Annotated in this window: 29 protein-coding genes, 1 tRNA gene and 1 riboswitch; of the genes, 22 read left to right on the top strand and 8 right to left on the bottom strand. The window is 53.5% G+C overall.

What is annotated here, in order from left to right; genetic code table 11:
- Positions 1-2 precede the first annotated feature (2 nt).
- The 10 genes from JXQ85_RS02175 (at position 3) to JXQ85_RS02130 (ending at position 6,225) form a co-directional block, all read left to right on the top strand.
- Positions 3-425, top strand: coding sequence for a disulfide bond formation protein B (locus JXQ85_RS02175; RefSeq protein WP_421747208.1), 423 nt, complete (start codon positions 3-5; stop codon positions 423-425).
- Positions 422-1,081 carry a DsbA family protein gene (locus JXQ85_RS02170; protein ID WP_421747207.1) on the top strand — a complete coding sequence of 220 codons (660 nt, stop codon included), beginning with the start codon at positions 422-424 and terminating at the stop codon, positions 1,079-1,081. The genes JXQ85_RS02175 and JXQ85_RS02170 overlap by 4 nt, the downstream gene beginning before the upstream one ends.
- A 46-nt stretch (positions 1,082-1,127) precedes the next feature.
- Entirely contained in the window at positions 1,128-1,568 is a 441-nt protein-coding gene (locus JXQ85_RS02165) for a copper chaperone PCu(A)C (protein WP_421747463.1), read from the top strand.
- Positions 1,568-2,173 (top strand): SCO family protein, encoded by a 606-nt coding sequence (locus JXQ85_RS02160; protein WP_421747206.1) that lies wholly within the window; start codon positions 1,568-1,570, stop codon positions 2,171-2,173. The genes JXQ85_RS02165 and JXQ85_RS02160 overlap by 1 nt, the downstream gene beginning before the upstream one ends.
- Before the next feature lie 153 nt (positions 2,174-2,326).
- Positions 2,327-2,962, top strand: a complete 636-nt coding sequence (locus JXQ85_RS02155) for a cation transporter (protein WP_421747205.1) — start codon at positions 2,327-2,329, stop codon at positions 2,960-2,962.
- Positions 2,963-3,277: 315 nt separating this feature from the next.
- On the top strand, positions 3,278-3,733 hold the full coding sequence (locus tag JXQ85_RS02150) for a DUF411 domain-containing protein (RefSeq protein WP_421747204.1): 456 nt from the start codon (positions 3,278-3,280) through the stop codon (positions 3,731-3,733).
- Positions 3,734-4,097: 364 nt separating this feature from the next.
- A complete protein-coding gene (locus JXQ85_RS02145) occupies positions 4,098-4,430 on the top strand; it encodes a DUF1636 family protein (RefSeq protein WP_421747203.1) in 333 nt (110 codons plus the stop codon).
- Positions 4,431-4,531: 101 nt separating this feature from the next.
- Positions 4,532-4,745, top strand: a riboswitch (cobalamin riboswitch).
- 34 nt (positions 4,746-4,779) lie between these two features.
- Entirely contained in the window at positions 4,780-4,950 is a 171-nt protein-coding gene (locus JXQ85_RS02140) for a CbtB domain-containing protein (RefSeq protein ID WP_074964317.1), read from the top strand.
- Between the two features lie 4 nt (positions 4,951-4,954).
- A complete protein-coding gene (locus JXQ85_RS02135) occupies positions 4,955-5,653 on the top strand; it encodes a CbtA family protein (RefSeq protein WP_421747202.1) in 699 nt (232 codons plus the stop codon).
- A gap of 68 nt (positions 5,654-5,721) precedes the next feature.
- Complete coding sequence (locus JXQ85_RS02130) at positions 5,722-6,225, top strand: hypothetical protein (protein ID WP_421747201.1); 504 nt, start codon at positions 5,722-5,724, stop codon at positions 6,223-6,225.
- A gap of 154 nt (positions 6,226-6,379) precedes the next feature.
- Here JXQ85_RS02130 and mntR read toward each other — a convergent pair whose 3' ends face one another.
- Positions 6,380-6,817 (bottom strand): manganese-binding transcriptional regulator MntR, encoded by a 438-nt coding sequence (gene mntR / locus JXQ85_RS02125; RefSeq protein WP_265019373.1) that lies wholly within the window; start codon positions 6,815-6,817, stop codon positions 6,380-6,382.
- Positions 6,818-6,954: 137 nt separating this feature from the next.
- Here mntR and JXQ85_RS02120 point away from each other — a divergent pair, with 137 nt between their 5' ends.
- Genes JXQ85_RS02120 through phnE form a run of 4 tightly spaced genes read left to right on the top strand, consistent with a single transcriptional unit; the run spans position 6,955 to position 11,178 of the window.
- Positions 6,955-8,808 carry a cytochrome c peroxidase gene (locus JXQ85_RS02120; protein ID WP_421747200.1) on the top strand — a complete coding sequence of 618 codons (1,854 nt, stop codon included), beginning with the start codon at positions 6,955-6,957 and terminating at the stop codon, positions 8,806-8,808.
- A complete protein-coding gene (locus JXQ85_RS02115) occupies positions 8,808-9,668 on the top strand; it encodes a phosphate/phosphite/phosphonate ABC transporter substrate-binding protein (protein ID WP_421747199.1) in 861 nt (286 codons plus the stop codon). Before JXQ85_RS02120 ends, JXQ85_RS02115 begins: the two co-directional genes overlap by 1 nt.
- Entirely contained in the window at positions 9,665-10,435 is a 771-nt protein-coding gene (locus JXQ85_RS02110) for a phosphonate ABC transporter ATP-binding protein (protein WP_421747198.1), read from the top strand. The genes JXQ85_RS02115 and JXQ85_RS02110 overlap by 4 nt, the downstream gene beginning before the upstream one ends.
- On the top strand, positions 10,435-11,178 hold the full coding sequence (gene phnE / locus JXQ85_RS02105) for a phosphonate ABC transporter, permease protein PhnE (RefSeq protein ID WP_421747197.1): 744 nt from the start codon (positions 10,435-10,437) through the stop codon (positions 11,176-11,178). The genes JXQ85_RS02110 and phnE overlap by 1 nt, the downstream gene beginning before the upstream one ends.
- Positions 11,179-11,412: 234 nt before the next feature.
- On the opposite strand, the gene JXQ85_RS02100 is transcribed toward phnE, so the two are convergent.
- The 4 genes from JXQ85_RS02100 to JXQ85_RS02085 form a co-directional block, all read right to left on the bottom strand.
- The gene (locus JXQ85_RS02100; RefSeq protein ID WP_421747462.1) at positions 11,413-11,889 is read right to left on the bottom strand and encodes a L,D-transpeptidase family protein; all 477 of its coding nucleotides are present in this window, start codon (positions 11,887-11,889) and stop codon (positions 11,413-11,415) included.
- A 490-nt stretch (positions 11,890-12,379) separates the two neighbouring features.
- On the bottom strand, positions 12,380-14,329 hold the full coding sequence (gene drt3b / locus JXQ85_RS02095; protein ID WP_421747196.1) for an antiviral reverse transcriptase Drt3b: 1,950 nt from the start codon (positions 14,327-14,329) through the stop codon (positions 12,380-12,382).
- A gap of 46 nt (positions 14,330-14,375) precedes the next feature.
- Entirely contained in the window at positions 14,376-15,608 is a 1,233-nt protein-coding gene (gene drt3a / locus JXQ85_RS02090) for an antiviral reverse transcriptase Drt3a (RefSeq protein ID WP_421747195.1), read from the bottom strand.
- A 385-nt stretch (positions 15,609-15,993) separates the two neighbouring features.
- A tRNA-Arg gene (locus tag JXQ85_RS02085) sits at positions 15,994-16,070 on the bottom strand.
- 184 nt (positions 16,071-16,254) lie between these two features.
- Between JXQ85_RS02085 and JXQ85_RS02080 the strand changes: the two genes are divergently transcribed.
- The 5 genes from JXQ85_RS02080 to JXQ85_RS02060 all read left to right on the top strand — a co-directional run bounded on the left by JXQ85_RS02080 (position 16,255) and on the right by JXQ85_RS02060 (position 20,339).
- Positions 16,255-16,479: a hypothetical protein gene (locus JXQ85_RS02080; protein ID WP_421747194.1), complete on the top strand. Its 225-nt coding sequence runs from the start codon at positions 16,255-16,257 to the stop codon at positions 16,477-16,479.
- Between the two features lie 142 nt (positions 16,480-16,621).
- Positions 16,622-16,801, top strand: a complete 180-nt coding sequence (locus JXQ85_RS02075) for a hypothetical protein (RefSeq protein WP_421747193.1) — start codon at positions 16,622-16,624, stop codon at positions 16,799-16,801.
- Positions 16,802-17,654: 853 nt separating this feature from the next.
- On the top strand, positions 17,655-18,434 hold the full coding sequence (locus JXQ85_RS02070; protein ID WP_421747192.1) for a hypothetical protein: 780 nt from the start codon (positions 17,655-17,657) through the stop codon (positions 18,432-18,434).
- Between the two features lie 133 nt (positions 18,435-18,567).
- Positions 18,568-19,674: a chorismate synthase gene (aroC, locus tag JXQ85_RS02065; RefSeq protein WP_421747191.1), complete on the top strand. Its 1,107-nt coding sequence runs from the start codon at positions 18,568-18,570 to the stop codon at positions 19,672-19,674.
- Positions 19,674-20,339 carry an HD domain-containing protein gene (locus JXQ85_RS02060; protein WP_421747190.1) on the top strand — a complete coding sequence of 222 codons (666 nt, stop codon included), beginning with the start codon at positions 19,674-19,676 and terminating at the stop codon, positions 20,337-20,339. The genes aroC and JXQ85_RS02060 overlap by 1 nt, the downstream gene beginning before the upstream one ends.
- A gap of 4 nt (positions 20,340-20,343) precedes the next feature.
- Here the strand turns inward: JXQ85_RS02060 and JXQ85_RS02055 are convergent, their stop codons facing one another.
- Positions 20,344-21,846 carry a malonate--CoA ligase gene (locus tag JXQ85_RS02055; RefSeq protein WP_421747189.1) on the bottom strand — a complete coding sequence of 501 codons (1,503 nt, stop codon included), beginning with the start codon at positions 21,844-21,846 and terminating at the stop codon, positions 20,344-20,346.
- Between the two features lie 129 nt (positions 21,847-21,975).
- On the opposite strand from JXQ85_RS02055, the gene JXQ85_RS02050 reads away from it, so the two are divergent.
- A complete protein-coding gene (locus tag JXQ85_RS02050; RefSeq protein ID WP_421747188.1) occupies positions 21,976-22,899 on the top strand; it encodes a DMT family transporter in 924 nt (307 codons plus the stop codon).
- Positions 22,900-22,951: 52 nt separating this feature from the next.
- Here the strand turns inward: JXQ85_RS02050 and JXQ85_RS02045 are convergent, their stop codons facing one another.
- Positions 22,952-23,821 carry a branched-chain amino acid aminotransferase gene (locus tag JXQ85_RS02045; protein WP_421747187.1) on the bottom strand — a complete coding sequence of 290 codons (870 nt, stop codon included), beginning with the start codon at positions 23,819-23,821 and terminating at the stop codon, positions 22,952-22,954.
- 168 nt (positions 23,822-23,989) lie between these two features.
- Here JXQ85_RS02045 and JXQ85_RS02040 point away from each other — a divergent pair, with 168 nt between their 5' ends.
- Complete coding sequence (locus tag JXQ85_RS02040; RefSeq protein WP_421747186.1) at positions 23,990-24,484, top strand: MarR family winged helix-turn-helix transcriptional regulator; 495 nt, start codon at positions 23,990-23,992, stop codon at positions 24,482-24,484.
- Positions 24,481-25,182 carry a response regulator gene (locus JXQ85_RS02035; RefSeq protein WP_421747185.1) on the top strand — a complete coding sequence of 234 codons (702 nt, stop codon included), beginning with the start codon at positions 24,481-24,483 and terminating at the stop codon, positions 25,180-25,182. The genes JXQ85_RS02040 and JXQ85_RS02035 overlap by 4 nt, the downstream gene beginning before the upstream one ends.
- Positions 25,183-25,185: 3 nt before the next feature.
- On the opposite strand, the gene JXQ85_RS02030 is transcribed toward JXQ85_RS02035, so the two are convergent.
- Positions 25,186-25,722: a hypothetical protein gene (locus JXQ85_RS02030; protein ID WP_421747184.1), complete on the bottom strand. Its 537-nt coding sequence runs from the start codon at positions 25,720-25,722 to the stop codon at positions 25,186-25,188.
- Positions 25,723-25,724: the final 2 nt, after the last annotated feature.

Raw genomic sequence — 25,724 nt, 5'->3', positions numbered from 1 at the left:
AAATGACCCGCTTATACGGAGAAACGGCCCTTGGGTTGGCCTGGGTAATCGCTCTCATCGCCTCGCTTGCCGTTCTGTTCATTGGCGAGGTGCTGGGGCAAACACCCTGCCTGTTGTGTTGGTTCCAACGGGCCTTCATGTTTCCGCTGGCCATCGTGCTGGGGCTCGGCTTCTGGTGGCACGATGATCGCGTGGGCCGGTACGGGGTCGCACTCGCAATTGGCGGCGGCGCTGTCGCGCTCTGGCACCTCGGGCTTTATGTCGGTGTCATCCCGGAACGGATTCAGCCCTGCACCGCAACAGGACCCTCCTGCGTGGACGACAACCAATTGATTTTTGGCGTCCCAATCCCGCTGATGGCGCTTGCTGCTTTTGCCGCAATTGCGGCGCTGAGCGCTCTTTCACTAAAGGACAAAAACTCATGAACCGTCGTGGCCTCATCCTCTCTGTCGCAGCCCTTGGTATCGCCAGTTTTGGCGGAGCAACCTGGTATGTGAACCGACCTACTCCAGCATCAAAGAAAGAAACCATCGCCCCAGAATTGGCAGAATCTCTGATCCGGCCTTACTCTCCCATCCTTGGCCCTGAGGACGCGCCCGTAACCATTGTCGAGTTCTTCGATCCGGCCTGTGAGGCCTGTCGGGCATTTCATCCCGTTGTAAAAGATATTTTGGACAAAAACGCCGAAACCGTGCGCGTTGTAATACGCTACACACCGTTTCACGGACCGATTTCGGATACAGCCGTCAAGTTACTTGAAGCGGCCCGGATGCAGGGCAAGTTCGAACCGGTGCTCAATGCTCTAATGGCGTATCAAGACGTCTGGGCGGCGCATGGGGCGTTCGATCAACAAAAGCTCGGAAAGATCGCGGCCGGAGCCGGGCTCGATCTCGAACTTGCGATTGAGCAGATGAAATCACCCGATATCGTGGCAATCTTCAATCAAGACAAAGCAGACGTAGACACAATAGGCGTTCGTCAGACCCCAACGTTCTTCATCAATGGCAAGCCGCTGGATCCGTTTGGAATGGACGAATTGAGACAGCAGGTAGACGCCGAAGTAGCTGCGGTTGGTAGTTAGTGGTCAAAAAAGGAACAGCAAAGTGAAAACAATATTCTATGGCCTGATGGCTGCACTGATGTTTACATCAAGCGCGGCGACACCAACCTTTGCTGGTTCAGAGAGCGTAGTCGTCGAAGATGCCTGGTCGCGCGCATCGGTCGGGGTCAATCGTCCGGGCGCTGCGTATATGACCATCCGCAATACAGGCGACGAGACGGTCACACTGACCGGTCTCCGCACAGATTTGGCGATGATGCCTGACATTCACCAGACATCTACAAATGCAGAAGGTGTCAGTTCAATGGCACCCGCAGGCGAGATCGAAATTGCGCCGGGTGAAGCTGTTTCGCTGGAACCGGGAGGACTGCACGCCATGTTGATGCACCTGCAGCGACCAATGACCGAGGGGGAAAATTTCTCTGTGATCCTCGACTTCTCAGATGGTGGTGAGATCGCCGTCGAAGTCCCAATTCTCGGTATTGCGGCGCGTGGCCCAGAGGGCTGATGACGGGACGAACGACCCTCAAGTGTGCCTATGCAGGCATCGCAGCGATTGCACTGACACTTGCTGTCGGGTGGTGGCAGGTCGATGGCCCCGGTGCATCCGAACAGACGGAACGGCAACCGTTCGCCCTAACCGAAATGGAGTTCAGCCTCTCAGATCACGAGGGGGACGAGGTTGGACCCGAAACTCTAATCGGTCGGCCAACGATGGTTTTCTTCGGCTTCACCTACTGCCCGGACGTTTGTCCGACGACACTGTCGGACATCTCCGGCTGGCTTGATGACCTAGGCGAAGACGCAGAGGGAATGAACGTGGTGTTCATCACCGTCGATCCAGAGCGGGATACTGTCGAGGCAATCGCTGAATATGTCGGCTATTTCCATCCTTCGATCCGTGGCTGGACCGGCACGCAAGAGGAAATCGCTCGCGCAGCACAGGGCTTCCGTGCGCGCTATGAGCGTGTGCCAACAGATGGCGGTGATTACACAATGAACCACACCGCCAGCGTTTTTCTGTTCGATATTGAAGGGCGGTTCACCACAATGATCGATTATCATGAGCCAAGGGAGTTCGCCGTGCCAAAAATCCGGCGCACATTGGACTAAGCAGCATTCTGTAGAACCCAAGCATTCTGGTCAGGCCGATTGAATGTGAACCCATCAGATTTCGAAGGTGCTCGAGATGCATAAAAACCTCTTGAACCTCTAGTGACTAGAGATTCTAGACTAGATGTAACATAGAATCAAAAGGGCTTCCCAATGTCAGGATGTTGTGGACATGACGCCAAGTTCGACGGCGTATCAGATGATTACAAGCGGCGATTGTGGATCGTCATTGCACTGAACGCAATCATGTTCGTTGTCGAGATGACCGCCGGTCACTACGCAAAATCACAGGCGCTTCAGGCTGATGCTCTCGACTTTCTGGGAGACGCATTGACCTATGGTATTTCGCTTGCGGTGATCGGAGCTTCGATCCGGGCGCGCACCAATGCGGCTTTGGCCAAAGGGGTTAGCTTGCTGTTGATGGGCCTTTGGGTCTTCGGATCGACAGTGTACCGTGTCTTCTATGTCGGCGTTCCGGAAGCAGAGATTATGGGGATTATTGGCTTCTTCGCTCTGATGACCAATCTCGCAAGTGTTCTCCTGCTCGTCCGTTACAAGGATGGGGACGCCAATGTGCGCTCAGTCTGGCTCTGTTCTCGTAATGACGCCATCGGAAACGTCGCGGTGATGTTCGCGGCCTTGGGTGTATGGGGCACAGCAACCGGTTGGCCTGATCTTATCGTTGCCGCAATAATGGCGGGCTTATTCCTTTCATCTGCATTCCAGATCGTCCGACAAGCGTTGGCAGAAAGGAAAGAAGCGTCAGCTCACACGCACGCCGAAGCATAGTGAAATTCACACATACATTCTTGGGCCTAGTGGTGCCTGAAGCAACCTATTCGGCAATTCTGAGGTCTAGCGAATTGTACGCGCAAAGACTTTGGCAACAGCTGAGGTTTACACTTTGGACACCGCGTTTGGTTTGGGTACTCGAGCAGCCTCAAGCGATGTTGACCCAAACCACGACTGCCTGGGCATTCATTGAAGCCGCCGAGCGCGAGGCCTGCCAAGCTACCGCGTTGTCCCGACTGGCCGAGGCCCGCGCTCCATTCCAACTATCTCTTCGGTGAAATTACACCGGCAGAAACCAAAAGGCTCTGACCCATGAAACACTTGACCCAAGCTCTGACCATCGTTTTTGCATTTCTCCCGGCGGCGCAGGCTCTCGCGGAGGCAATTCCAGTCGATGTCCGCAAGACCAATGGATGCGGCTGCTGTCTGTCCTGGATGAGCCATCTCGAAGAGAACGGCTTCGCGCCAACAGGTCAGGACATGTTCGGCGGTCTTCTCGTACGCTTCAAGCTCGACAACGGAGTGCCGCAACGCATGGTCTCCTGTCACACTGGGCTCGTCGAAGGTTACGTGATCGAGGGACACGTACCAGCCGCCGACATCCACCGCCTGCTTCAAGAGCGTCCCGATGCTGTCGGCCTTGCAGTGCCAGGAATGCCCTATGGTTCGCCAGGCATGGGACCCGAGGACGACCGCGAGGCCTACGACGTATACTTGATTCAAAGGGACAGTTCGACCGAGGTCTTTTCGAGCTACCCGGAAGAGTAACCGAGCCGATTGGTGGAAGTCCCTCCCTCAATCTTGCCCGGCCTGTTCAGCAGCTGCAGCGCAGGCCGACCAAAAGTAGCCGAAGTAGTGACGTGACAAGATGTTGACAGGTAAAAAAACGCAAGCAGCCAGCATCAGTTTTACCTGAGAGCAGTTTGGTCCGGAAAGTGGAAACCTACCAAGGCACAGGTCTGAGTATTCCAAAATGCCTTCAAGGAAACTTACTCCGGTGAGCACGCCAATCGCAAAGTATGGACTTTTCTCCAAGCATCACGTCAAAATCAGGTCTCGAAGTCAAACTAATAAACGACCAACGGTGATTGAACCGTTAAGAGGGTCGCTCAAATAAGGACTTGCCCGGCGCATGCACCTACCGACACTTACTTTATGCCGTACCTGCCGTGACGCTGACCCAACCCTGTATGATCAAGTGGTATCAACGCTAGAGCTCGCGAACGTGAAGGTAAGATTGCAGCAGGTGGACTGTATGTCCGGTTGCCTGCGACCACAAACGTTGGCCGTTCGACAGAACGGCAAGACTGCCTATCTATTTGGTGAAATTACGGCGCTAGATTTGCCGGACATACTGAAGTTCATCCAGATGTATCAAGAGAGCACAGACGGCAACTTCACTGATGCAAGACCACTGGGAAACCTGCGTTTCAAGGCTATTGCTCGTATTCCGGCAAATATATAGTAGCCCGCCCGCGACCCAATGAGAAAGTTCCAGCTATGACTTTGGCGCTTTAGAACCCGGACATGCCGGTTTCCTACTTGACCAACCGCCGCTTTATGAGCCAGTAACGATCATTACGGTGTTCAAAGGTGCGGATGCACTGGAACTGAAACGGGAATGAGGACGGTGGACCGATTCAACGGCACCCAACCTTAACCGCCCCCGCGACTGTGAGCGGCGAGCTACCTTCCATTTCCACTGGCGCGAGAGCGCTGGGAAGGAGGAAGACCGCATCGACCCGCGAGTCAGGAGACCGGCCGTATATTGAACGTAACTTGCGCCGTCGGGTGTGACGGCAAGGAGGACTAAAATGACGACAAACGCTATCAAAGCATCCGCTGTAGGATCAACCATTCTGCCCGCAGTTTTCGCCCTTATTCTGGGTTTGGGTGTTGTTACTGTGACCGGCCATGCTCAAGCTTCTGGCCTGCATGACGCTGCTCACGATGTGCGCCACGCAACTGGTTTCCCCTGCCACTAAGACCATGTTCAGTCGTATTCTGACCAGCGCGTTGTTCGCTGGTGCTGCAGCGGGGCTGATTGCCGCCTTGCTGCAGCTTTATTTCGTGCAGCCTGTACTTCTCCACGCCGAACTTTATGAGGGTGGTGATTTGGTGCATTTTGGCGCTGATCCTGTGACTGCGCATCCCGAGTTGCCCGGCATGTTCGCCGAGCCGGTGCGCGACGGCCTGAGCATCATCTTCACGATGCTGACGTATACTGGTTATGCATTGGCCCTTGTGGCGCTTATGTCGATTGCCGAACAACAGGGTCGTGAGATTAACGGTCGCACCGGTTTGCTTTGGGGCTTGGCTGGCTTTGTTGCCTTCCACTTTGCGCCTGGCTTGTCTCTGGCGCCTGAAGTGCCAGGCGTAGCCGCAGCAGATGTCGGTGTGCGCCAAGTATGGTGGACTGCTACTGTTGCCACGGCTGGCGTCGCCATGTGGTTGATCGCCTTTGGAGGCAACTTGGTGAGCTATCTGATCGCCGCTGCACTGCTGATAGCGCCACACGTCGTCGGTGCGCCTGAACCCGACACCTTCGCTGGCCCGGTTCCGACCGAGATCGGCGCGCTTTTTGCCGCCCGAGCCTTTGGCATCGGCATGGCCGCTTGGGTGTTGCTGGGAAGCTTTGCCGGATACTTCTGGCAGGCTGAAGGCAAACGCGCGAACGCCGCCGCCTGATTCCTTTCCTCTATTGCTTTCCCGCCGGTCACCGCCGGCAGGAGCTTTCATTTATTGAGGAGGACAAAATGTCCCGTTCTCTCGCGCTCTTTGCCATCGGGCTGATTTTTGGTGGTGGTGTCGGCTTTGTGATCGCCGCCAGCAGCGGCGGCACCTTTGACAGCCACGACCACGCTGACCCGTCTCAACATGGTAGCAATGCGGAGATGGCAGCCCATGACCATTCTGCTGCCACTAACTTACCGGCTGACAGCAATGCCCCCAGCGTGGCGATCAAGATGATTAAAGATCCGATGGCAGGTTGGAACTTGCACGTGACACCGCAAAACTTCCGATTTTCTCCTGAAAATGCCTCTACTGAGGATATACTTGGTGAAGGGCACGCGCATGTCTATATCAACGGCGAAAAGCTGGGGCGCCTTTATGCCAACTGGTTACACCTCCCATCCCTGCCGGATGGCGACGTTGAGGTAAAAGTCTCTCTCAATGGCAACAGCCACAGCCCGCTAATGGTTGGGGGCGTGCCCGTCGAGGCCAAACTGATCGTTCAAGCAGACGATGACGGCTCCTGAGCGACATTTCAAATCTAGGTGAGTTTCGGTTGCGGGGGTCTTGCGCCCCTGCTTTGCCTTTTGTTTGCAGATCAGATTTGAATGCACAATGCCATTCCTCGACGCGCTATTTCAGGAAATGGCAATTGCGTTGACCACATCGCTATTGGCTCATTTAGCTCCGCGAAAAATCCTTGAATACGCGAAGTGTCTCTTCGCTTACATGATGCTCGATACCTTCGGCATCGTGCTCGGCCACGTCTTTGGAAATACCCAAGGCGATAAGGAACTCCACCACAATTCGGTGCCGCTTTCGACAAGCCTCGGCCAGTCGCCGCCCGGCATCTGTCAGGCGAATTGAGCGGTAAGGTTCCTGCACAATGAACCCCTCGCGTTTTAGCCGCGACAGGTTCTTGGACACAGTGGGTTGGGTCACGCCGAGACGCTCGGCAATCTCCACTGGCCTTGCTGAACCGTTTTGGTGAATCAGCTCTGAGATCAGCTCAACATAATCCTCAACAACTTCGCTTTGTCGAGCGGCGCGGGCTGCCTCGAAACCGCTCGCTTGGTCGTCAGGGTTGCGTCCGAAGGGTTGTGGTTTCTGGTCGGTCATTCTGCTCTCGGTGTCTATTGCTGGCGCGGAACCCTGCTTACCGCACCCTAATGTGTATGCACCAGCAACGTGGGGCTTGACAATGACATAGACCTTTCTACAAAACTTAGCCAAGGCTAATAATTGTAGACTGAACCATGAAACACCTGATTGCATCCGCCTTGATTGGCCTTCTTCCGCTTAGTGTGGGGGCCACTGCCATTGAAGAAGCCCCATGGGCACCACGAGCCGCAGCCTACCGGCTGAGCCTATTCATGGCGAACCTGACACCCGTTCCCTGGGAGAAGATTGAAAACAACTGGACCGCTCCGGCACCCGGCAGCGCAGTTGCGGTGGAGGCTCTGTCACGGGTATCGGATAGCGACGCCCAGAACATTCGCGCAGCGCTGGCTTCGGAAGACCGACAGGCCCTGTTTGCAGCGACTACAACAGCATTGGCCAAAGGTATTCTACAGCACCTAGAGGCAGCCGAGGCGACACTTGGCCAGCCTGAAGCCGCGTTTGAGGTTGCGCAGTCTACGGCCTTGTACCGCGCGTTTGAGGACGGCATCCTGGCGGCGGACAAGCAGGCCGCATACGATCTAGGTCGCGCCTGGCTGGTTCTGAATTCTTCTCTGGGTAGCTCCGGTATTTTGGATTATGGCGCTCAGGACCCGAATGTCGCGCGATTTACTGAGGCGCAAAAAGTTATCGTGGAGTACATTGAGAAAAACTATCTGCCCTCCGTTTTTGTCGAACGTGGCAAGCTGACCCCGGCACCGGAGAGCGCAGTTCGCTCCGGTACGCCGGTAGTGTTGCCCGCCACACTCCCACCGGGCTCCAATATTGCTGATCAGCGCGAGCTACCCCGGCTGGTGCTCCAGTTTGAAGAGGCTGGCGAGGACGAGGCCAACCTGCCGCTTGTAGCCTATGGCGACATGCTGTTCGATAGCCCTGAGATCTTCGGTTCTCCAGCACGTGATCTGGGGATAGCCTGTTCCACCTGCCACAACCGGTCCGACGTGAACCGGGATTTCTTCATCCCCGGCCTCTCAAGCCATGCCGGCGGGATGGATGTGGACAGTTCCTTCTTCAATCCGATGTTCAACGACCGGGAAGACGATCACCTGGATACGCCGTCAATGCGGGGCATCCGCTTTACAGCGCCATACGGGCGTGATGGGCGCGAGCCGAGCCTGCGCCGTTTTGTACGCAATGTGATCGTGACCGAGTTTGCCGGGGCGGAGCCAACGCCGTTCCAACTCGATGCGATGGTCGCCTACTTGCGCGCCTTTGACTTTCTGCCGAACCCTCAGATCGACGAAGCCGGGCGGCTGACAGACAAGGCCTCTGAGGCTGCGAAACGCGGTGAGGTACTGTTCAATACCGAATTTGCCGGGCTTGGCGACAGGTCCTGCGCCTCCTGCCACACCCCGGACCGGTTTTTCCGAGACGGACAGACCTATGACATCGGCTCGGCCGAACCGCCGTTCCCAGGCGGCACCACAACCGCATTCGAAACGCCCACATTGCGCAATGCCAACTTCACCGCACCCTATATGCATGACGGATCGCTGCCGACCCTAGCAAGCGTTGTAGACTGGTTCAACGATACCAAGGATCTGGGCTTGGATGCGGAACAGCGCGCCGATTTAACTGCCTATGTGCAGGCGGTCGGAGATGGTGAGGAGCCCTACCAGCGCTTTGAAGGCCGAGACAGCGTGTTCCGCCTGTCGTGGGAGGAGCTCACCACCTTTGCTTCGACGTTGGACACGCTGATCCCGATGCGCGACGCAGAGAACATTGCCGTATTGATTGACACTGTTGCGCCGGACCTGGCGGCGGATGCGAGCGTTATGACCAACCAAAACGCCAAGCCTGAAATCTACCAGCTTGCCGCAATACTCCAGGCAGTTGGCGATGCCAGCGCCACTGGCGACTGGGCTGAAGCGAGCCGCCAGTGGGACGCTTTCAAAACCATGCAAGCCGAGATTGATGAGAGGATGTTCTGATGCTGTCGCGCCGTACCTTTTTTACCACTGCCGCTGCCGCCCTGACAGTGCCAGCAACGGCCTCTGCGGAGGAGGCGCTGAAACTCGCCTTCATTCCGCAAGAAAACCCAGAGAAGCTGTTGGGGGATATCGAGGTGATCACTGCCTGGCTGTCCCGGCAATTGGAGGTTCCAGTCACCGGCTTTGTTACCTTTGATCATGCTGCGGCAGTAGAGGCATTGCGCAATGGCGATGCCGATATCTCTTTCATGGGCGCCCTGCCCTTTGTGCTGGCAGAAGACCAGATCGGAGCGGTGCCGCTTCTGTCCGAGGTTTACCGCGGCCAGCCGAGCTATGCGGGGAGGGTGTTTGTACGCAAGGATAGTGGCATTGAGACGCTGGCTGACCTACAGGGCCGCGACATTGCCTTTGCCGATCCAGTGTCGGAATCCGGTTATCTCTATCCGTTGGACCTGTTCGTCCGTGAGGGTCTGGTGACCGATGCAGGCGATGCGGACCGGTTCTTTGGCCAAAAGTTTTTTGCAGGCGGTTATCAGCAGGCCATGCAGGCTATGGTCAACGGTTTGGTCGATGCGGCGGGGGCTAGCCAGTATGCCGACCTCTATCTAACGCCCGAACAGCAGGCCGAGATCATGGTGCTGGGCGAAAGCGAGCAAATTCCCAGCCATGCCATCATTGCTCGGCCTGACCTGGATTCGGGTCTGCAGGGCCGCTTCGTGGATGCTATGCTGCGCTTGAACAAGGCTGAGAACCAGTATTTGCTGGCCTATCTCTATGGTCCCGACGGCTATGTGGTTGCAGACCCCAAGGCCTATGACGGGGTCAGGCAAATGGCACGCCGCTATGGTTATTTGAAATGACCCACGCGCTTTCCCTCCATGCAATATCGCACTGCTTTGACGGTGCAGAGGTGCTGCAGGACGTATCCCTGCAAATAGCACCGGGTGAATGCGTAGCCTTGCTGGGGCCTTCGGGTGCCGGCAAGTCGACCTTGCTGGCTTTGCTGGATGGACGGATCCGGGGCTGGCGCGGCAGAGCCGAGGTGCTCGGTAACCGACTTCCAAATAACAGGGCTCCGGAGCGTGAAACTCGACTGGAAACCGGCTTCATCTTTCAGGAGTTCGCATTGGTCGATCGGCAGAGCGCATATCAGAATGTGATGAATGGACGGCTCGGGCGGATGCGCACCTGGTCTTCGCTTTGGGGGTGGTACGGCGCGGAGGATCACCTCAAGACGGCCATTGCGCTTGAGGACACAGGCCTGACGGATCTGGCGCAGCGCCGTGTGGATCAACTTTCCGGCGGGCAGCGCCAGCGGGTAGCCATCGCCCGCTGCTTGGCGCAGGAGCCTGAGCTGATCTTGGCAGATGAACCGGTCAGCAACCTTGATCCAGCCCATGCGGAACGTATTCTGGAACTGATCACCGATGCAGCACGAAAGCGTGGCATCACCGTTGTCTTCAGTTCGCACCAGCCAGAGCTTTCGCGGCGCTTCGCCAGCCGCATCATTGGGTTGCGCGCGGGCGCGGTGCTGTTTGACAAGCCCTCTGCAATGGTCGGCAACGACGACATAAGTGAATTATACCATGGAACAGTACCTGGTGACGGATTGCGGGTTGTAAGCTGATGAGCCGGATCTTGGTTTGGATCGTGCTCGGGCTTGCACTTCTGTGGGCTGCGGGAAACGCTAATATCGGTTTGGACAAACTGCCCGGAGCGGGGCCTAGGCTGGCAGAATTTCTAGGCCGTATGATGCCACCAGACCTTTCTGTCTGGCCGGAGGTCCTTACAGGCCTGGCCGAAACACTGAGAATCGCCATTCTTGGTACGCTGTTTGCCATCGTCCTGTCTGCGGGGCTGGCTGTGCTTGCGTCTGAGACACTTGTACCCGCAACCATCTGGCGCCCGGTGCGGGCGCTACTGGCAGCAATCCGTTCAATTCCACTGATCCTGGTGGCGATGCTGATGGTGGGGGCTGTCGGGCTGGGTCCGTTACCCGGTATTCTTGCAATCACTTTTCATGCCACCGGTATGCTGGCGAAATTTTATGCTGAAGCGATCGACAATGTCGGTACTGCTCCGCTTGCTGCACTGGAAAGCGCAGGCGCCAGCCGGGCGCAACTACTACGGTGGGCGATCTGGCCACAGATGGCTCCGGTGGTGCTCCGCGACACAGTCTTCCGCTTTGAACTGAACCTCCGGGAAAGCTTGATCTTGGGCATCGTTGGCGCCGGGGGCATAGGGCTGCACGTTCAGACTTACGTGCGTTCATTCCAATATGACAAGGCTGCGACTGTCACGCTTGCTATCATCTCTCTGGTACTGCTGTTCGAAGGTTTCAATACGGTTTTACAAAAGCGGTTTTCATGAATGGTCCGGCCTAGGGAGGTCGGGTGCCTTGGGCTTTGCTGTGTTTAATTTTTCGAAGTGCCCTTCAAATAACTTTGCTGGCCGCTGATCAAATCTGTTGAAAAGAGGCGCGCCTAACTCACTCAATATCTGTGTTTTTCAGTTTGAACCGTCTTTTTTTTGAAACCGTCAGAATAGCGTAACGGCACTATCTTCTTTAGGCGTTCAAACGCCACCTTTTCCAAGCCAAGTCGGTTACGAATAGATATCAATAGGCGTTCCGTCTTTCACCATTGCGTAGATATCTTCAATCTCCCGATCCGAAACGGCAATGCACCCAGCCGTCCAGTCGCGCTTGTTTGTCGGGTCAATGCCAGGGCGCGGCCCCCCATGGATGAAAATATCTCCACCAGGGGAACGACCCTGAGCTTTTGCGTATGCGATATCTGCATCATTTGGGTAAGATATTCCTATCGAAAGATGGAAAAGGCTGTCTGGATTTCGCCTGTCAATCACATAGGAGCCTTCCGGCGTGCGCCCGTCCCCTTCAAACTGTTTGTGACCTTCTGGGGCGAAACCTAGACCCATCTGGAAAGTACGCAAAATACCCTCGTTGCCATCCAGGACAATCATGCGCTGCCCCTTGTAAACCCGCACCCGGGTCACCTCTGGCCCACTGTAAGTGCGGAATTTGTTAGCACATCCAGAAAGAAAGGTCGCCAAGGCTCCCAGGAGGATCGTGCGACGTGTAATTAGATAATGCACTGCTCAATTCCTCTTTGCTGAGGTTTCATCTGCGACAAACTCTAACGAGCGTTGTCAGCGCCTTCAATTGCTGCGTGTGAATGAGGCTAAGCCATCTATCCGCAATGCGGAAATTCGTCGCTCCGCCGAATTGAGATGGATTGGGCTCATTGTGGACATCGGATGCGGTGCAGCATTTACGTTTGCAGAAGATCAATAGCCGTCGCTTGCGGGCCCAAACCTGCCGTTCATCGATGGGCTGAAATGCTGCGGTTGCAGCCCACTTAGCAGACAATGACGGAATTAACGTTTGGATGCCAGTCACAGTAAGTGTGTGCATTGCTGCTCAAGACGACCTCTTACGCGGACTGTACGATCCATGTGGTCAACGCAAGGCTGAACACCGCAGTTTGATCGCCCGTCTGTACCGCAAAACGAGTCACGGCAAAACGTGGCTGGCACCCACCTTCTAGGTATCCTAGGCGTAGACGCTGCTCAATTCTTTCTTTTCGATCATGTTCAATAGATCGATACCATCCCAGCGAACAAACCAATGCTGCTTTTGGATTTCGTCAATTAGCGCTTCGGCCTCAGCAACAGTGATGTTTCCGGAGTTCGCGCCGATCCTGCTCCATGAAGCCCGAAGCAACTTAGCTCTCTTGGCCCTTTCCAGATAGGGACAAGCAAGGGAGTCCAGCAACAGATGCACTGTCTCAGAATCCCTATTCAGGTACTTCTCTGACGAAACTCGCTTACAGATGAAATCCCAAATTTCATTCCTTTGGTTAACGAACTCCAACCGATCACCATAGATGAATAGCTTTACGACCAACTCGAAGTAGCCTTGCCTCTTTCTGTCCAGTTTGGCGAGCGAGATCAGTTCGTGCTCCAGTCGCCCATCGCCCCCAAATTGTTGAAGACTAACCAAAATGTTAAGTATCTCGATTGGGATCACAGAATTTTTCGAGAACAAGCCTTCGAAGCTAGGCGCTCTCGCCAATTGTGACGCCCACCGAAGAGAGGCTTCTTTGAGAATGTCAAAACCTTCGGGGTCATGTTGTTGCAGATGCTGCGCTGCGCGCACGATGGCGTGAGACAGGCGAAGCGATGACGCGACTGTTGGGTGAAGCGTAAAGAAGTAAAATCCAACATCGAGCAGGAAAAAGAACATTTGGCGATAGTCCCGGACAACAGGACTTTCTTCCAACGCGACAAGGTCAATGTACCCGTCAGCTATCTCAATAACTTTCCGGCGCACGGCCCCAATAACATAGTTTGCAACTGCGTCGTACCCAAGCTCGGAGGAAAAACATGCTGCCTTAACCTCTCTAGTGAACTTTCCAAACAATGATCGATACTTGTAAATGTACTTCGGAAGTAACACCCGCTTGCCGCTCGCAGGCAGTGTAACAGCTTCAAAGAGCTTTTCCCAATGAGCTCCAAGGGATTTATTGATCTCGTCGATCACCAGAGACTTTTTCGAGTAGAATGGGCGCTTGTCGAGCTCTCTTTTCCCAGTATTCAGGTGCAGGTTGTACTCTCGCAACGCGATTGATAGCTCGTGCTCCACCTGCTCGGCAATCGCAGGGTCATTGGAAAACACATAGTAGTTGTCCACGTACCGCCTGCACTCATAGTCGACGCCATCACGTATGGGAGGGCTCTTCGCTTCAAGGTTACGGCGTGCGTTCTGATCCACCTTTGCAAGAATGATTTCTGCAAAAATGCGGCTGGCCTCCGGGCCAATGCAGATTCCACTAGTTTCGTTGTGGTTGAGCCGCTGCATTACCTTATCGAACCGGTTTCCAAAACTATGTGCGAACGTATTTTCTTTCGCCTCCTCCTTGCTCTTGGTGGCCCAAGCCATAGAGTGTGTGTAAATGCTGTCAAAACACTTAGTAATGTCCAAAGACAACTGGTAACGAAACTTCTTTTCTAAGCGAATGTGATCGTTCGAGGCGAAGAACTTGTAGAGGCGCTCAAATCCTGAATATGCAAAATAGCTTGCCGGGTTTCGCACCAGTTTATCCAACTCCGCAGTATCGACGGTCGCGCTCTTGTATTGATTCTTGTCCTGCAAGGGGGATGGCACAAAAAAGGAACTCCCAACTTTCTTCGGCGCACGAATGGAGAACGGTCCGCGCCCTGAAAATTCGCAGATCAACTCCTCGTACTTCTGATAGAAATCAGCCAATATAACCTGACCCCTCGGATGCAGGAGGCTCAAGGTTCTGACGCTTCGAGAATCTTTGACGATATTGTACTTTAGCGGAACGGTGTAGCTCTTGCCGTCGTCTTTCAGCAAAAGGGCGTTCACCAATTCTTGGAAGTGCTCCGATTTCTTGGCTACCCCATGAAGGTTTTTGTAGAAGCCATCGTTGCTTACGATTATCGGCACCTCAAAAGGTGACGTGTCTGTGAGTACCACTCGCCAATTGTCGGCTCGGTTAAGGTTGACCCGTGACTTTCTCTTGCTAGGCATACTTCCAGCACTCCATTAGGTCGGCCAACCGATCAGCATTGAGTCGGAAGTGAACGCGATTGGCGAACCCGCAAACGAATGAGTACTTCAGAAGCTCTTTTCTTTGACGGTTTGTCAGAACTAGTGCGAGCCTCCCTCCAATCGCCCCTGAACGGCACAGGACCATCCCCGAGAAAAACTTATCAAGCTCGGCGAGTGCCGGTGCGTTACTGTTGATGAGGCTGTATGTATGCTGCAAACCCGCGCTTCGCTTCTTGTGCTGCCTTTCGTCAAAGAACTGATAGCCACAGGTCAAAATACGGACGCGATCTATGAGGTCATCAAAGTTTCCGTCAGCCAAGTACTGCAGAAGGGATTTCACGATCCTCGTCTTGTTCTTTTTGACCTTTGACGAAGCGATATCCAACTCAACTCGACGACCAAAAGGCCGGTCCTTACTGGTCTCGTAGACGTTAAAATTAAAGCCGAGGTAATCAAAGCTGTGCTCAACGGATGTCGATTTTTTCTTCGTGTTTCCGAAGGCGTAGATTTTCGACTTGGAGAAATTCAACTTCAACCCCGCTGGCAAAGCTTCTTCGACCTGTACCCTAAGCGAGTTCGGATTATCCAATTCCGGTAGGATCAACACTATGTCATCAACATATCGGGCAAAGTAATGCGCGCTTAATTGTTCCCGCATTCTTTGGTCAAAATCTTGCATGTAGAACTCACTGAGTTCCGCGCTTATTGCCAAACCCGGGGGCAAGCCGTTCACCGAGTTGGCTTTGCATTGCTCAATCAATGACTTGACAACAGATCTCGTGCTTGGAGCCGTCATAAGTCTTTTGCTAAGTTGGCTTGACAGAGAATCCTGATCAATGGACGGATAAAATTTCTCGATGTCCATCTTTGCGACGGTAAATGGCAACCCTTCTTCGCAGAGTAACTTTAGACGGCGAACGATCTCGATCCGACTTCCCTGTTTTGACGCTGTGATTCTGCGAATGTTCTGAGCGGCCTTTCTCAGCACCAGATCGCACGCCAGATCATTTACTTGATAGATGGTCCGGCCAGCCAAGCTATTCGGTGTCAATGGCAGAGCGGAAAAACCATTTCGTGCTGTGGCAACAGCTTGAGTAACTAAAGCTTCCTTGTTCACCTCATTCTTCAATGCAGGCTGTTTTAGAAAATCACTTTTGCTCAGGTGCCTTGCAAGTGCTGCGCTGCCAAATGTGGGATCGTACATCAAAAATCACTTTTGCCTTTTTCCGCTCAACCCTATGCTGAAAACCAACTAGATGGAAAGCGTCGCACTATGGGCAACGTCCGCTCGCTGAAAGTCAAATATCGTGTTTGCCAATCGCAGCGAAAGTCCGCTTTCCGCCCTTTTTGCGCATGCATACACTCTTGAAACAGCAATCAAAGGCTACCGTGAACTTAGATAAGAACGTCTCTTTACGAGAAATGTCGCTGAAAAAATAATACGTTGATAGCAACCACAAATTCGCTTGGGTAATTTTCACTTCTAAATCAACTATTTAACAAAAACTCAACTTACCGAACCAACATTTTGCGCAATGTTTGTTCTGTTTTTTGCGCAGACATTTGGTTTTTTAGGCATCTAAGAAACTTGGCGACCCCGGCAGGATTCGAACCTGCAACCTGCCCCTTAGGAGGGGGCTGCTCTATCCAGTTGAGCCACGGGGCCGCTCCTGTTCTGGGTAGACCATTCCCGGCGAGAGTTCAAAGGCGATTTCAACCCCTGACCGGGTCACGAAAACGCTCATCTTCTTTCGCAAAACTGTGACCAAACTTTACCCAAACACCTCTAACATCCCTACTCCTTTGGACCCATATGAACGGTGTATTCACTTCATTGGTTAGGACACGACATGAACGAATTTGCAAAAAATAGAATTGGGTTCACAGTTCTAGCGGCAAGCTTCGTGGCGGCCATCGCACCTAATGCTTCCGCGCATACCTCACCACAACGCAACGATACGCATGCAACAATCGTAGGCAGCGCACAAATTAGATCCAATCCACAGTTTGATATTGCTACCGCCCTCTTGAAACAAAACGAACTAAGCGCTCCAGCAACGAAACTCGAGAACTAGGGTCTGCTTCAACTATAGCGGTCTTATTGCTGTAGGCTTTGGAACGCCCTCTGCAGCATAGTCATAACCCCCTGACTATGCTGCAAATTTCCGAAATGGTCGAACCAGGGTCCAACCCCACTAGTAAGGTTGGGATGACCAGATGTTTAAGAAAATACTTGCGGGCTTGGCGCTCGCAACGAAGGCAACCAGTGTACGGGCCTTTGAGGTCAAATCAGGTGCGATCACTCTGGGTTATGGCGAAATGACATTCAAGCACGGGCCAGGCGTTGAACTAAACAATTCATTCATCGGCGGCCAAGTAACGTTTGGATTTGGTTAAAACTTTGATCTGAATTTCGGTTTCAACCACGCGAATTCAGAGATCTTCTTTGAAAATATGGCGGTCTTTAGCCTGTTAGCCGATTATAAGTTTTCAGACACGTTCAGTCTGGGTGTCTTCCTTGACCAAACTCAACTTTCAAACATGTATATATCCGCAACCATAAGACACATCGGTGTCCAAAGCTCACTTAACATTAACAACTTCGAGGTGATGGGGTTTGCAGGTCGAGGCAGCGACGACGATATCGAAAGCACCGTCTACGGCGTCAATGGCTAGTATAATTTTGCCAGCGGATTTGATGCAGGGTTCTTCTTTCTTCATGCAGATTTCAAGTATGACGCCATTAAACAATATGGAGTGCATGTCGGTTACGCACTGCAAGGTGACAGTACAGCTCCCGTTTATCTGAATTTGACATTCGGGCGCTCAGAAGGCTTCTTCGAAACAGCAAACCATATTGGTGCGTCCATTACTGTGCCATTGGGTAACGCCGCACCTCGCGGAACACATCACTTCCACGCACATTCCGCAGACTTCAATATCCTATCTAACTTCGGGCGCTTCAGCGGAGGCCGCCCTCCGTGCCTTTGCGGTTAAAGTGACGCTCAAATGAGGCTCACTACCGGTATGCCTTTTCTCTACAGGCATACCGCTTTTGATTTCCGACGTATGTTCCTCATAAACCCGCCACAAACCTTCGGCGCAACTCATAAACCCTATGAGTTTATGTTACATAAAATCTCCGATTTGACCGACAATCCAATTAAATTCAATTAAATCAAATATCTATTCTTTTCTCGTTTTCGCTTCGGGCTTACACCCCGCCCCAATATTAAACTGGGGAATACCAATGAAAACCACATTGATCATCGCTGCGGCAACCGTCGCAGCGGCCGGAACCGTGCACGCTTTTGAATTGAAAAATGCAGAAATCACTGTCGGAACCAGCCTTATGACCTTCAGCGATCCATTTGCACCAGAGAAAGCGCGAAATGAATCTATCAGCGGCGCTCTCACTTTCGGCATTTTTGACAAATTTGACCTAAGCGTCGGAGCAACCAAGACCGACGTTAGTCCTTTTGATTTGGATCTAACGGTCGCTTCCCTTCTGGGCATGTATCAAGCAACAGATACACTGGCCTTGGGCATTTTCTTTGACCGAACCGAACTAACAGGTTTCATGGGATCCTCTATCGTAGATCACTATGGGCTTGAAGCGGCCTACCAAATGGGGGCCACCCAATTCCGCGGGTTTGTTGGCAAGGGTGACTATAAATTGGTGAACGAAAGCAGCACTGTTGCGGGTCTTGATGTCGTCCATATCCTCGAAAATGGCATTGATTTCGGGGCTTTCTACAAACACGAAGAAGCTGACTTTCTTGGCAAGGTTAAATCTTACGGTGTGACAGTCGGGGTCGAGCTAGATGGCCCCCTGCCCCAGCCGGTTTATTTGAATGCGGCCTTTGGCAAAAACGAAGGCTTCTTTGGCGACACGAATATCACCCGCTTAACGCTCACGGTGCCTTTGGGTGGTGCAACTCAAAAAGGTGCAAAGCCTGTGCATCGCCATTCGGTCGAAGTCGACACGCTATCCTACTTCGGTGACGTTACCGAACGATCTGGCTTCTAAGTTCGCAAGCGCTCGGCACCCTCGGGCCGCGAAGGAAGGTCGTTCTGCGCCCCCGCAGGACGGCCTTTTTTATCATGGGCTTTCCCCTTTCGCGCTTTGCCGCTAAACGGGTCATTGTAATAGGAGACCGCACATGTCCGTGAATTCATTTGGCCATCTTTTTCGTGTGACAACATGGGGCGAAAGCCATGGGCCTGCATTGGGTGCCACTGTGGATGGTTGCCCGCCGAACGTGCCGGTTAAACCTGAGATGTTGCAGGTATGGCTGGACAAACGTCGCCCAGGACAAAACAAAAACACCACCCAGCGCAATGAACCGGATGCGGTGAAAATTCTGTCGGGCGTGTTTGACGGCAAAACCACTGGCACACCCATTCAGTTGATGATTGAAAACACCGATCAGCGAAGCCGAGATTATGGCGAGATTTCCCAGACCTTCCGCCCGGGCCACGCTGACATCACCTATCACCAGAAATACGGCAATCGCGATTATCGCGGCGGCGGACGCAGCTCAGCCCGAGAAACTGCAGCCCGCGTGGCCGCCGGTGGGGTGGCACGTGAGGCGATCAAGGCATTGGTGCCAGGTCTTGAAATCAAAGGCTATATGACCCGCATGGGCGACGTCGAAATCGACCGCAAGGCCTTTGACTGGGACGCCATCGAAAAAAATGATTTTTGGATTCCAAACGGTGCCGAAAAAGCAACCGAGTGGGAAAACTACCTGCAATCCCTGCGCAAGGCGCATGATTCTGTTGGGGCCGAAATCGAGGTAGTTGCACGCGGTGTGCCTGCCGGCATCGGTGCCCCCGTTTATGGCAAGCTAGACACTGATCTTGCTGCAGCGATGATGTCGATCAACGCCGTAAAAGGCGTTGAGATTGGCGAAGGTATGGCCGCTGCACGCCTAAAGGGCACAGAAAACGCAGACGAAATTTTCATGGGCAATGACGGGCAACCGGTCTACTCGTCCAACCACTCAGGCGGTATTCTTGGTGGCATTTCGACAGGCCAAGACGTGGTTGTGCGTTTTGCGGTTAAACCAACGTCATCCATCCTAACCCCTCGTAAGTCGATCCGGATTGACGGCACTCCGATTGAGGTGGTCACAAAAGGCCGCCACGATCCCTGTGTTGGCATCCGCGCGGTTCCAGTAGCCGAGGCCATGATGGCCTGCGTTATCTTGGACCATTTGTTGCTGCACCGCGGTCAAATCGGTGAAAACCAAGGCACGATCGGTTGATGGATACTCTACGTGCGCGGTTGCGCAAAGTCATTCAACAAGAAATGGCACAGGACCCGGCACATGATGTTTTGCACCTGGACCGCGTCTGGGCACAGGCGCATCGCATTGCGCTCGACGAAGGCGACGTAAACCTCCGCGTGCTGATGGCTGCCGCCTACCTGCATGACCTTGTGAACCTGCCGAAAGACCACCCGGACCGCAAAAAGGCTTCAACGTTATCCGCACAAAAAGCAGAGCCTATTTTGGCCAAACTCGACTATTCCGACGCGGAAATTAGGGCGGCCCAACACGCGATCATGGCGCATAGCTACTCTGCTGGGATTGAGCCGAAGTCGACCGAAGCCTTTATTTTACGCGATTCAGACAGACTGGATGCGCTTGGAGCAGTTGGCATCGCGCGTACTTTCATGGTTGCAGGGCAAATGGATCGTCCGCTAGCGGACCCAGAGGACCCCTTTGCTGCGGGCAGAGCATTAGATGATCAGCTTTGGTCCATCGATCATTGGCACTTGAAATTGCTGCAATTGCCAGGCGAGATGGTGACGCGCAAAGGGCGTAAGATCGCGCGCAAACGCGCACGGCTGATGTTGGCCTACCTCAAGCAACTTGCAAAAGAGATGGACACAGATTTGCCAAACCATTGGTCAAACCTGTTGAAATAGCGCCTCAGGCAAAAAGCCCCGCGTAGGTTTCGCGTAGCGCTTTTTTCTGAACTTTACCCATCGTGTTGCGCGGCAAGGCATCGACAAAAATGATCTGTTTTGGTCGTTTAAATTTGGCCAGTTTCGTCTCTAATGCACCTGATATCGCATCTATTGTGGTACCGTCCCGTGTCGCGACAACAACCGCAACAACCGCCTCACCAAAATCCCGATGCGGCACACCAATTACGGCACTTTCCAGAATGCCATTCAGATCGTCGATCAGGCTTTCAACTTCCTTTGGATAGACGTTAAAGCCACCTGTAATCACCAGATCCTTTTCACGCCCGACGATTGTCACATAGCCATCTTGATCAATCCGAGCGAGGTCGCCCGTGATAAACCAGCCATCCTCCATCAATTCCTCAGCGGTCTTTTCAGGCATTTGCCAATAGCCTTGGAAGACGTTCGCACCCCGCACCCAAAGCACGCCGGTTTCGCCCTCGGGCAGTTCTTGTCCATCCAGCATTACCTTGGTCTCAACGCCCGGTAGCGGAAACCCAACAGTCCCGGCGCGGCGTTCACCGTCGTAGGGGTTTGAGGTACTCATATTGGTTTCGGTCATGCCATAGCGCTCGAGAATACGGTGACCTGTGCGACCTAGCCATTTCTCATGTGTGTCGACCAACAAAGGCGCGGACCCCGAAATAAAGAGCCGCATATTCTTCGCACGCTCTTTGGTGAGGCGAGGATCGTCCAGAAGTCGGGTATAGAATGTTGGAACGCCCATCAGCGCTGTGGCTTTTGGCATTGCCTCAAGGATCGCATCAGCATCAAATTTCGGCAGGAACACCACCGAAGACCCCGCCAATAAAGCGACATTGGTGGCAACAAAGAGCCCATGGGTATGGAAGATCGGCAAGGCGTGGATCAATACGTCCTCGGAAGTGAACTGCCAATAATCCCGCAGCATTTCCGAGTTGGACGAGAGGTTGTTGTGGCTCAGCATTGCCCCCTTGGAACGCCCAGTGGTGCCAGAAGTATAAAGGATCGCCGCCAGGTCATCGGCACTCCGAGCGATCGGTTCAATCGGATCACTGGATCGCACCAGATCAGTCAAGCTCCCTAGGCCATCCGCGTCCAATGTCAAAACTTTTGCAGTGCCCGAAATCTCTGAAATAGACTCTAATTTAGAGAGATCACAAACCACCACGCTCGGCGTCGCATCGCCTAGAAAATACTCCAGTTCCGAGACCGTATAGGCGGTGTTCAATGGCAGAAAGACCCCGCCCGCCATGACCGTTCCCAGATAGAGCTGGATTGCCTCGATGGTCTTTTCGACCTGAACCGCCACGCGGTCTCCAGGTGCGAGGCCCAGTGAAATCAAAGCACCTGCAGCCTTCGCCGCACCATCAAACAGCTCTCCAAAACTAACCTTGCGCCCATAAGGCAATGTCGCAAAGACATCAGTCTTGCGTCCAAGGCTGGCCGCTTGCAAACGGGAAATCAGGTGATTGGTGGCTGACATTGCGGGTCTCTCCATTGGATTTGCTCTAATCAGCAAAATCAAAGCCAAGGCGCAAGGTAGATATAGCCGCACCCCCTTGCCTTTGGCATTTGCGAGGTTACGATCCGCAGGTAATTTAAGAGACAGCTTATGAATCCCACCAAAGGCATCATGTACAAGGTCTTTGCCTTGTTCCTATTCGCAATCATGGCGTCTTTGATTAAGGCTGCCACCGAGCATGTACCATCCTGGCAGGCTGTCTTCTTTCGCTCGTTCTTTGCCCTGCCGGTGATCCTGATATGGCTCGCGCAGCGAGGCGATCTGCGCACAGGATTAAAAGTCAAGAATCCCTGGGGCCACTTTTGGCGCGGCGTCATTGGCACGACCGCTATGGCGCTTGGCTTTACCGGCCTTGCCCTGCTGCCTTTTCCTGAAGTGACAGCCATTGGCTTTGCCTCTGCCTTCCTGATCGTCATTTTCGCCGCCATTCTGCTGGGCGAAAAAGTCCGGCTGTTTCGCTTAAGTGCGGTCTTTGTGGGGATGATCGGTGTCGGGATCATTCTCTACCCGCGCATCACTGTTTTTGACGGTGGTACGGCTTCGACACTGGCTTTGTGGGGTGCAATTTTCACTTTGGCCTCCGCGGCCTTTCGCGCCTTGGCACAGATTCACATTCGAAGGCTGGTACAGACAGACGAGACCTCAGCGATTGTCTTTTACTTTTCGCTTACCTCGACTTTGCTTGCGTTGTTTACCATCCCTTTTGGGTGGGTCATGCCCAGCACAACTGAAACCATGTATTTGATAGGTGCTGGTTTGATTGGCGGTGTGGCGCAGATTTTCCTAACCAGCGGCTATCGCTTTGCCGAGGCATCGTTACTCGCACCATTCGACTATACGTCTATGATTTTTGCCATATTGATTGGGTATTTTGTCTTCTCAGAAATCCCAACCGCAACGACGATCTGGGGGTCTCTCATCATTGTCGCTGCTGGCATCGCCATTATCTGGCGCGAACGCCAGCTGGGCCTGAAACGCGGTAAGGCGCGTCCGAGTGTAACGCCACAGGGCTGACAAAAAAGGCCGGGGATATTCCCGGCCTCGTTCAAGAACAGACTTTGGACGCTTATGCCCGCACCAGCGCCTCGTAGCTTTCCGCCACATCTCGGGTGATATCGCCGACTTCAAAAGTATGCTCGCCGATTTGACCCACTGGCGTCACTTCTGCCGCTGTACCGGTAAGCCAGCACTGTTCGAACGTTGCCAGCTCTTCTGGCATGATGTGACGTTCGTTCACGGTGATGCCCTTGTCTTTCAGCATCTGAATGATGGTCTGACGGGTGATGCCGTTCAGGATCGCGTCAGGGATCGGCGTGTGCACTTCTCCGTCTTTCACGAAGAAGACGTTCGCACCGGTCGCTTCAGCCACGTAGCCGCGATAGTCGTAAAACAGCGCGTCAGAGCAACCTTTCGCCTCTGCCGCATGTTTGGACATGGTGCAGATCATATAAAGACCCGCTGCTTTTGCAGCAGTTGGAATAGTTTCCGGGCTTGGACGTTTCCACTGTGCGATGTCGAGCTTTGCACCTTTCATCTTGGCGTCGCCGTAATACGCGCCCCATTCCCAGCACGCGACCGCCATACGGACAGGGTTTTTCGAAGAGGCAACACCCATGTCTTCGCCAGCGCCACGCCATGCAACGACGCGTACATACGCATCTTTGAAACCATTGGCTTCTAGCGCGTCGTATTTGGCTTTTTCGATCTCCTCGACGGTGTAAGGGATCGGCATGTCAAGCAATTCGCCGGATTTCAGCAAACGTTCAGAGTGCTCTACACTTTTGAAAATCTTGCCATTATAGGCGCGTTCGCCTTCAAAAACCGAGCTTGCATAATGCAGCGCGTGGGACAGGATGTGGACGTTGGCCTCGCGCCATTCCACAAGTTTGCCGTCCAACCAGATTTTTCCGTCGCGATCGTCGTAAGAGCCCGCCATGGTGCACCTTCTTCATGCCTAGAATTTCGAATGTTGCGCAAAATATGTCCGATGCGGTCATAATGTTACGCGGAAACTGGGTTTCGCTACCAATTCGCTCTTGGAGTGTCAACAAGGCTGACTTAATGTGAAGGCTAAATATCAAAACCAGCGAGCGGGTATTGAAAAATGGGTGAACCCCTTGGCAGTGAACGGCTGTTCTTGACGGATGAGCAAATTCGGCAGGGCATTGAGGCTATGTATTTCGCATATCGCGGCCTGACCAATGAACCAGATCGAATCTTGGCAACCATGGCGTATGGCCGGGCACACCACCGGGCGATCCACTTTATCAATCGCGCACCGGGAACCACCGTGACCAACCTGCTTGAAATGCTGGGTGTCACCAAGCAATCGCTCAATCGTGTGTTGCGCACGCTGATCGAAGACGGTTTGGTAGAAAGCAGGGTCGGGAAAATCGACAAACGCGAGCGGAACCTGTTTTTAACAGACTCAGGAACCGCATTAGAAGCGCGTTTATCAGACGCCCAACGCACCCGAATGCGCGCAACCTACCGCGCGGCAGGACCAGAGGCTGTGGCTGGGTTTCGCAAGGTCATGGAAGCCATGATGGATGCTGAATTGCATCGCAAATACATGTCTCTAAGGGAGTCAAATTCATGATGGATCCGCAACCCCACCTTCTGATCGTCGACGATGACGAGCGTATTCGAGGTCTGTTGCAGAAGTTTTTGATCCGGAATGGGTTTTTGGTTTCTGCGGCGCGAGACGCCGCCCATGCGCGGCGTATTTTGGCCGGCTTGGATTTCGACATGATCGTATTAGATGTCATGATGCCAGGCGAAGACGGCGTCAGCTTGACCAAATCTATCCGCGAAACCTCTTCAACGCCGATCATGTTATTGACTGCCAAGGGCGAAACCGAAGACCGGATTGCCGGACTTGAAGCCGGGGCAGATGATTATTTGTCCAAGCCGTTTGAGCCCAAGGAATTGCTGTTGCGTATCAATGCCATCTTGCGGCGCGTACCTGACGAGGGCGATGTGGATACTACGCCCAAATTCCTGAACCTTGGCCCGATTCGATATGACATTGAGCGCGGCGAGATGTGGCAGGGTGATGATTTGGTGCGCTTAACGGCGACCGAAAGCCAATTGTTGAAAATCTTCTCGGCAACACCGGGCGAGCCGATCAGCCGTGCGAAGTTGGTTGAAGACCTTGGTCGTGATCGCGGTCAGGCACAGGAACGTGCGGTTGATGTTCAAATCACACGTTTGCGGCGCAAGATCGAAACCGACCCGAAACAGCCTCGTTACCTACAAACCGTACGTGGCGCAGGTTACATGCTGGCCCCAGACTAAAGCCTATTGAATTTCGCAGGCCTCTGGCAGGCTGGCATCCAGTGTCCAGTCCGTCACTCTTGGTGCGACAGCGGGCACAGCAAACCATTTGGGCGAACGGCCACCGTTTTCTGCAACACCTTTCCCGGTCAGCAGGTTCACGTCGCAGGTGCCATATAAATCCAAATCGAGCGTATCTCGCCACTGGTAGGTCATGCCTGCAACCCGGATCGCGCCTTGGCGATAGGCGAGGGTGAGTGTCTGTCTCCATCGATGCCTACAACAGCCTTCGTTTTGTGAAATCACACGTACCGATCCGTTCGGCGCAAGCTCCAGCTCAGGTTCCTGCCCATAAAGCCCACCCTTCCAAGCAATATCAGCCGCCTCAATTGGCTCTGCATCATCTTCGGAAATCAGCAGCGTCACGATGTTTTCCTCGTTGACCAAAAGCTCATAAAACTCCGGCACTTCGTTCCCGTTCAGATCGGCGCTGAGTTTTGTCTGCATTTCTGCCCAGGCCGGTGGACTTAGAAAAATCAGAAACAGCGATAACATTCTCATAT

Origin of the sequence: Cognatishimia sp. (assembly GCF_049116455.1) — a bacterium.
Classification (GTDB): Bacteria; Pseudomonadota; Alphaproteobacteria; order Rhodobacterales; family Rhodobacteraceae; genus Cognatishimia.
This window is presented reverse-complemented; position numbering and strand designations above follow the sequence as displayed.

Bases quoted from the DNA above. Each gene is read 5' to 3' on its own strand.
- JXQ85_RS02160 (WP_421747206.1), top strand. From the start codon at position 1,568: ATGACGGGACGAACGACCCTCAAGTGTGCCTATGCAGGCATCGCAGCG.
- JXQ85_RS02130 (WP_421747201.1), top strand. From the start codon at position 5,722: ATGTCCCGTTCTCTCGCGCTCTTTGCCATCGGGCTGATTTTTGGTGGT.
- JXQ85_RS02080 (WP_421747194.1), top strand. From the start codon at position 16,255: ATGAACGAATTTGCAAAAAATAGAATTGGGTTCACAGTTCTAGCGGCA.
- JXQ85_RS02035 (WP_421747185.1), top strand. From the start codon at position 24,481: ATGATGGATCCGCAACCCCACCTTCTGATCGTCGACGATGACGAGCGT.
- JXQ85_RS02155 (WP_421747205.1), top strand. From the start codon at position 2,327: ATGTCAGGATGTTGTGGACATGACGCCAAGTTCGACGGCGTATCAGAT.
- drt3a (WP_421747195.1), bottom strand. From the start codon at position 15,608: ATGTACGATCCCACATTTGGCAGCGCAGCACTTGCAAGGCACCTGAGC.
- JXQ85_RS02110 (WP_421747198.1), top strand. From the start codon at position 9,665: ATGACCCACGCGCTTTCCCTCCATGCAATATCGCACTGCTTTGACGGT.
- phnE (WP_421747197.1), top strand. From the start codon at position 10,435: ATGAGCCGGATCTTGGTTTGGATCGTGCTCGGGCTTGCACTTCTGTGG.
- JXQ85_RS02115 (WP_421747199.1), top strand. From the start codon at position 8,808: ATGCTGTCGCGCCGTACCTTTTTTACCACTGCCGCTGCCGCCCTGACA.
- JXQ85_RS02170 (WP_421747207.1), top strand. From the start codon at position 422: ATGAACCGTCGTGGCCTCATCCTCTCTGTCGCAGCCCTTGGTATCGCC.
- JXQ85_RS02165 (WP_421747463.1), top strand. From the start codon at position 1,128: ATGGCTGCACTGATGTTTACATCAAGCGCGGCGACACCAACCTTTGCT.
- JXQ85_RS02050 (WP_421747188.1), top strand. From the start codon at position 21,976: ATGAATCCCACCAAAGGCATCATGTACAAGGTCTTTGCCTTGTTCCTA.
- JXQ85_RS02135 (WP_421747202.1), top strand. From the start codon at position 4,955: ATGTTCAGTCGTATTCTGACCAGCGCGTTGTTCGCTGGTGCTGCAGCG.
- JXQ85_RS02120 (WP_421747200.1), top strand. From the start codon at position 6,955: ATGAAACACCTGATTGCATCCGCCTTGATTGGCCTTCTTCCGCTTAGT.
- JXQ85_RS02055 (WP_421747189.1), bottom strand. From the start codon at position 21,846: ATGTCAGCCACCAATCACCTGATTTCCCGTTTGCAAGCGGCCAGCCTT.
- JXQ85_RS02070 (WP_421747192.1), top strand. From the start codon at position 17,655: ATGAAAACCACATTGATCATCGCTGCGGCAACCGTCGCAGCGGCCGGA.
- JXQ85_RS02075 (WP_421747193.1), top strand. From the start codon at position 16,622: ATGTTTAAGAAAATACTTGCGGGCTTGGCGCTCGCAACGAAGGCAACC.
- JXQ85_RS02045 (WP_421747187.1), bottom strand. From the start codon at position 23,821: ATGGCGGGCTCTTACGACGATCGCGACGGAAAAATCTGGTTGGACGGC.
- mntR (WP_265019373.1), bottom strand. From the start codon at position 6,817: ATGACCGACCAGAAACCACAACCCTTCGGACGCAACCCTGACGACCAA.
- JXQ85_RS02175 (WP_421747208.1), top strand. From the start codon at position 3: ATGACCCGCTTATACGGAGAAACGGCCCTTGGGTTGGCCTGGGTAATC.
- aroC (WP_421747191.1), top strand. From the start codon at position 18,568: ATGTCCGTGAATTCATTTGGCCATCTTTTTCGTGTGACAACATGGGGC.
- JXQ85_RS02060 (WP_421747190.1), top strand. From the start codon at position 19,674: ATGGATACTCTACGTGCGCGGTTGCGCAAAGTCATTCAACAAGAAATG.
- JXQ85_RS02150 (WP_421747204.1), top strand. From the start codon at position 3,278: ATGAAACACTTGACCCAAGCTCTGACCATCGTTTTTGCATTTCTCCCG.
- JXQ85_RS02140 (WP_074964317.1), top strand. From the start codon at position 4,780: ATGACGACAAACGCTATCAAAGCATCCGCTGTAGGATCAACCATTCTG.
- JXQ85_RS02145 (WP_421747203.1), top strand. From the start codon at position 4,098: ATGCACCTACCGACACTTACTTTATGCCGTACCTGCCGTGACGCTGAC.
- JXQ85_RS02030 (WP_421747184.1), bottom strand. From the start codon at position 25,722: ATGAGAATGTTATCGCTGTTTCTGATTTTTCTAAGTCCACCGGCCTGG.
- JXQ85_RS02040 (WP_421747186.1), top strand. From the start codon at position 23,990: ATGGGTGAACCCCTTGGCAGTGAACGGCTGTTCTTGACGGATGAGCAA.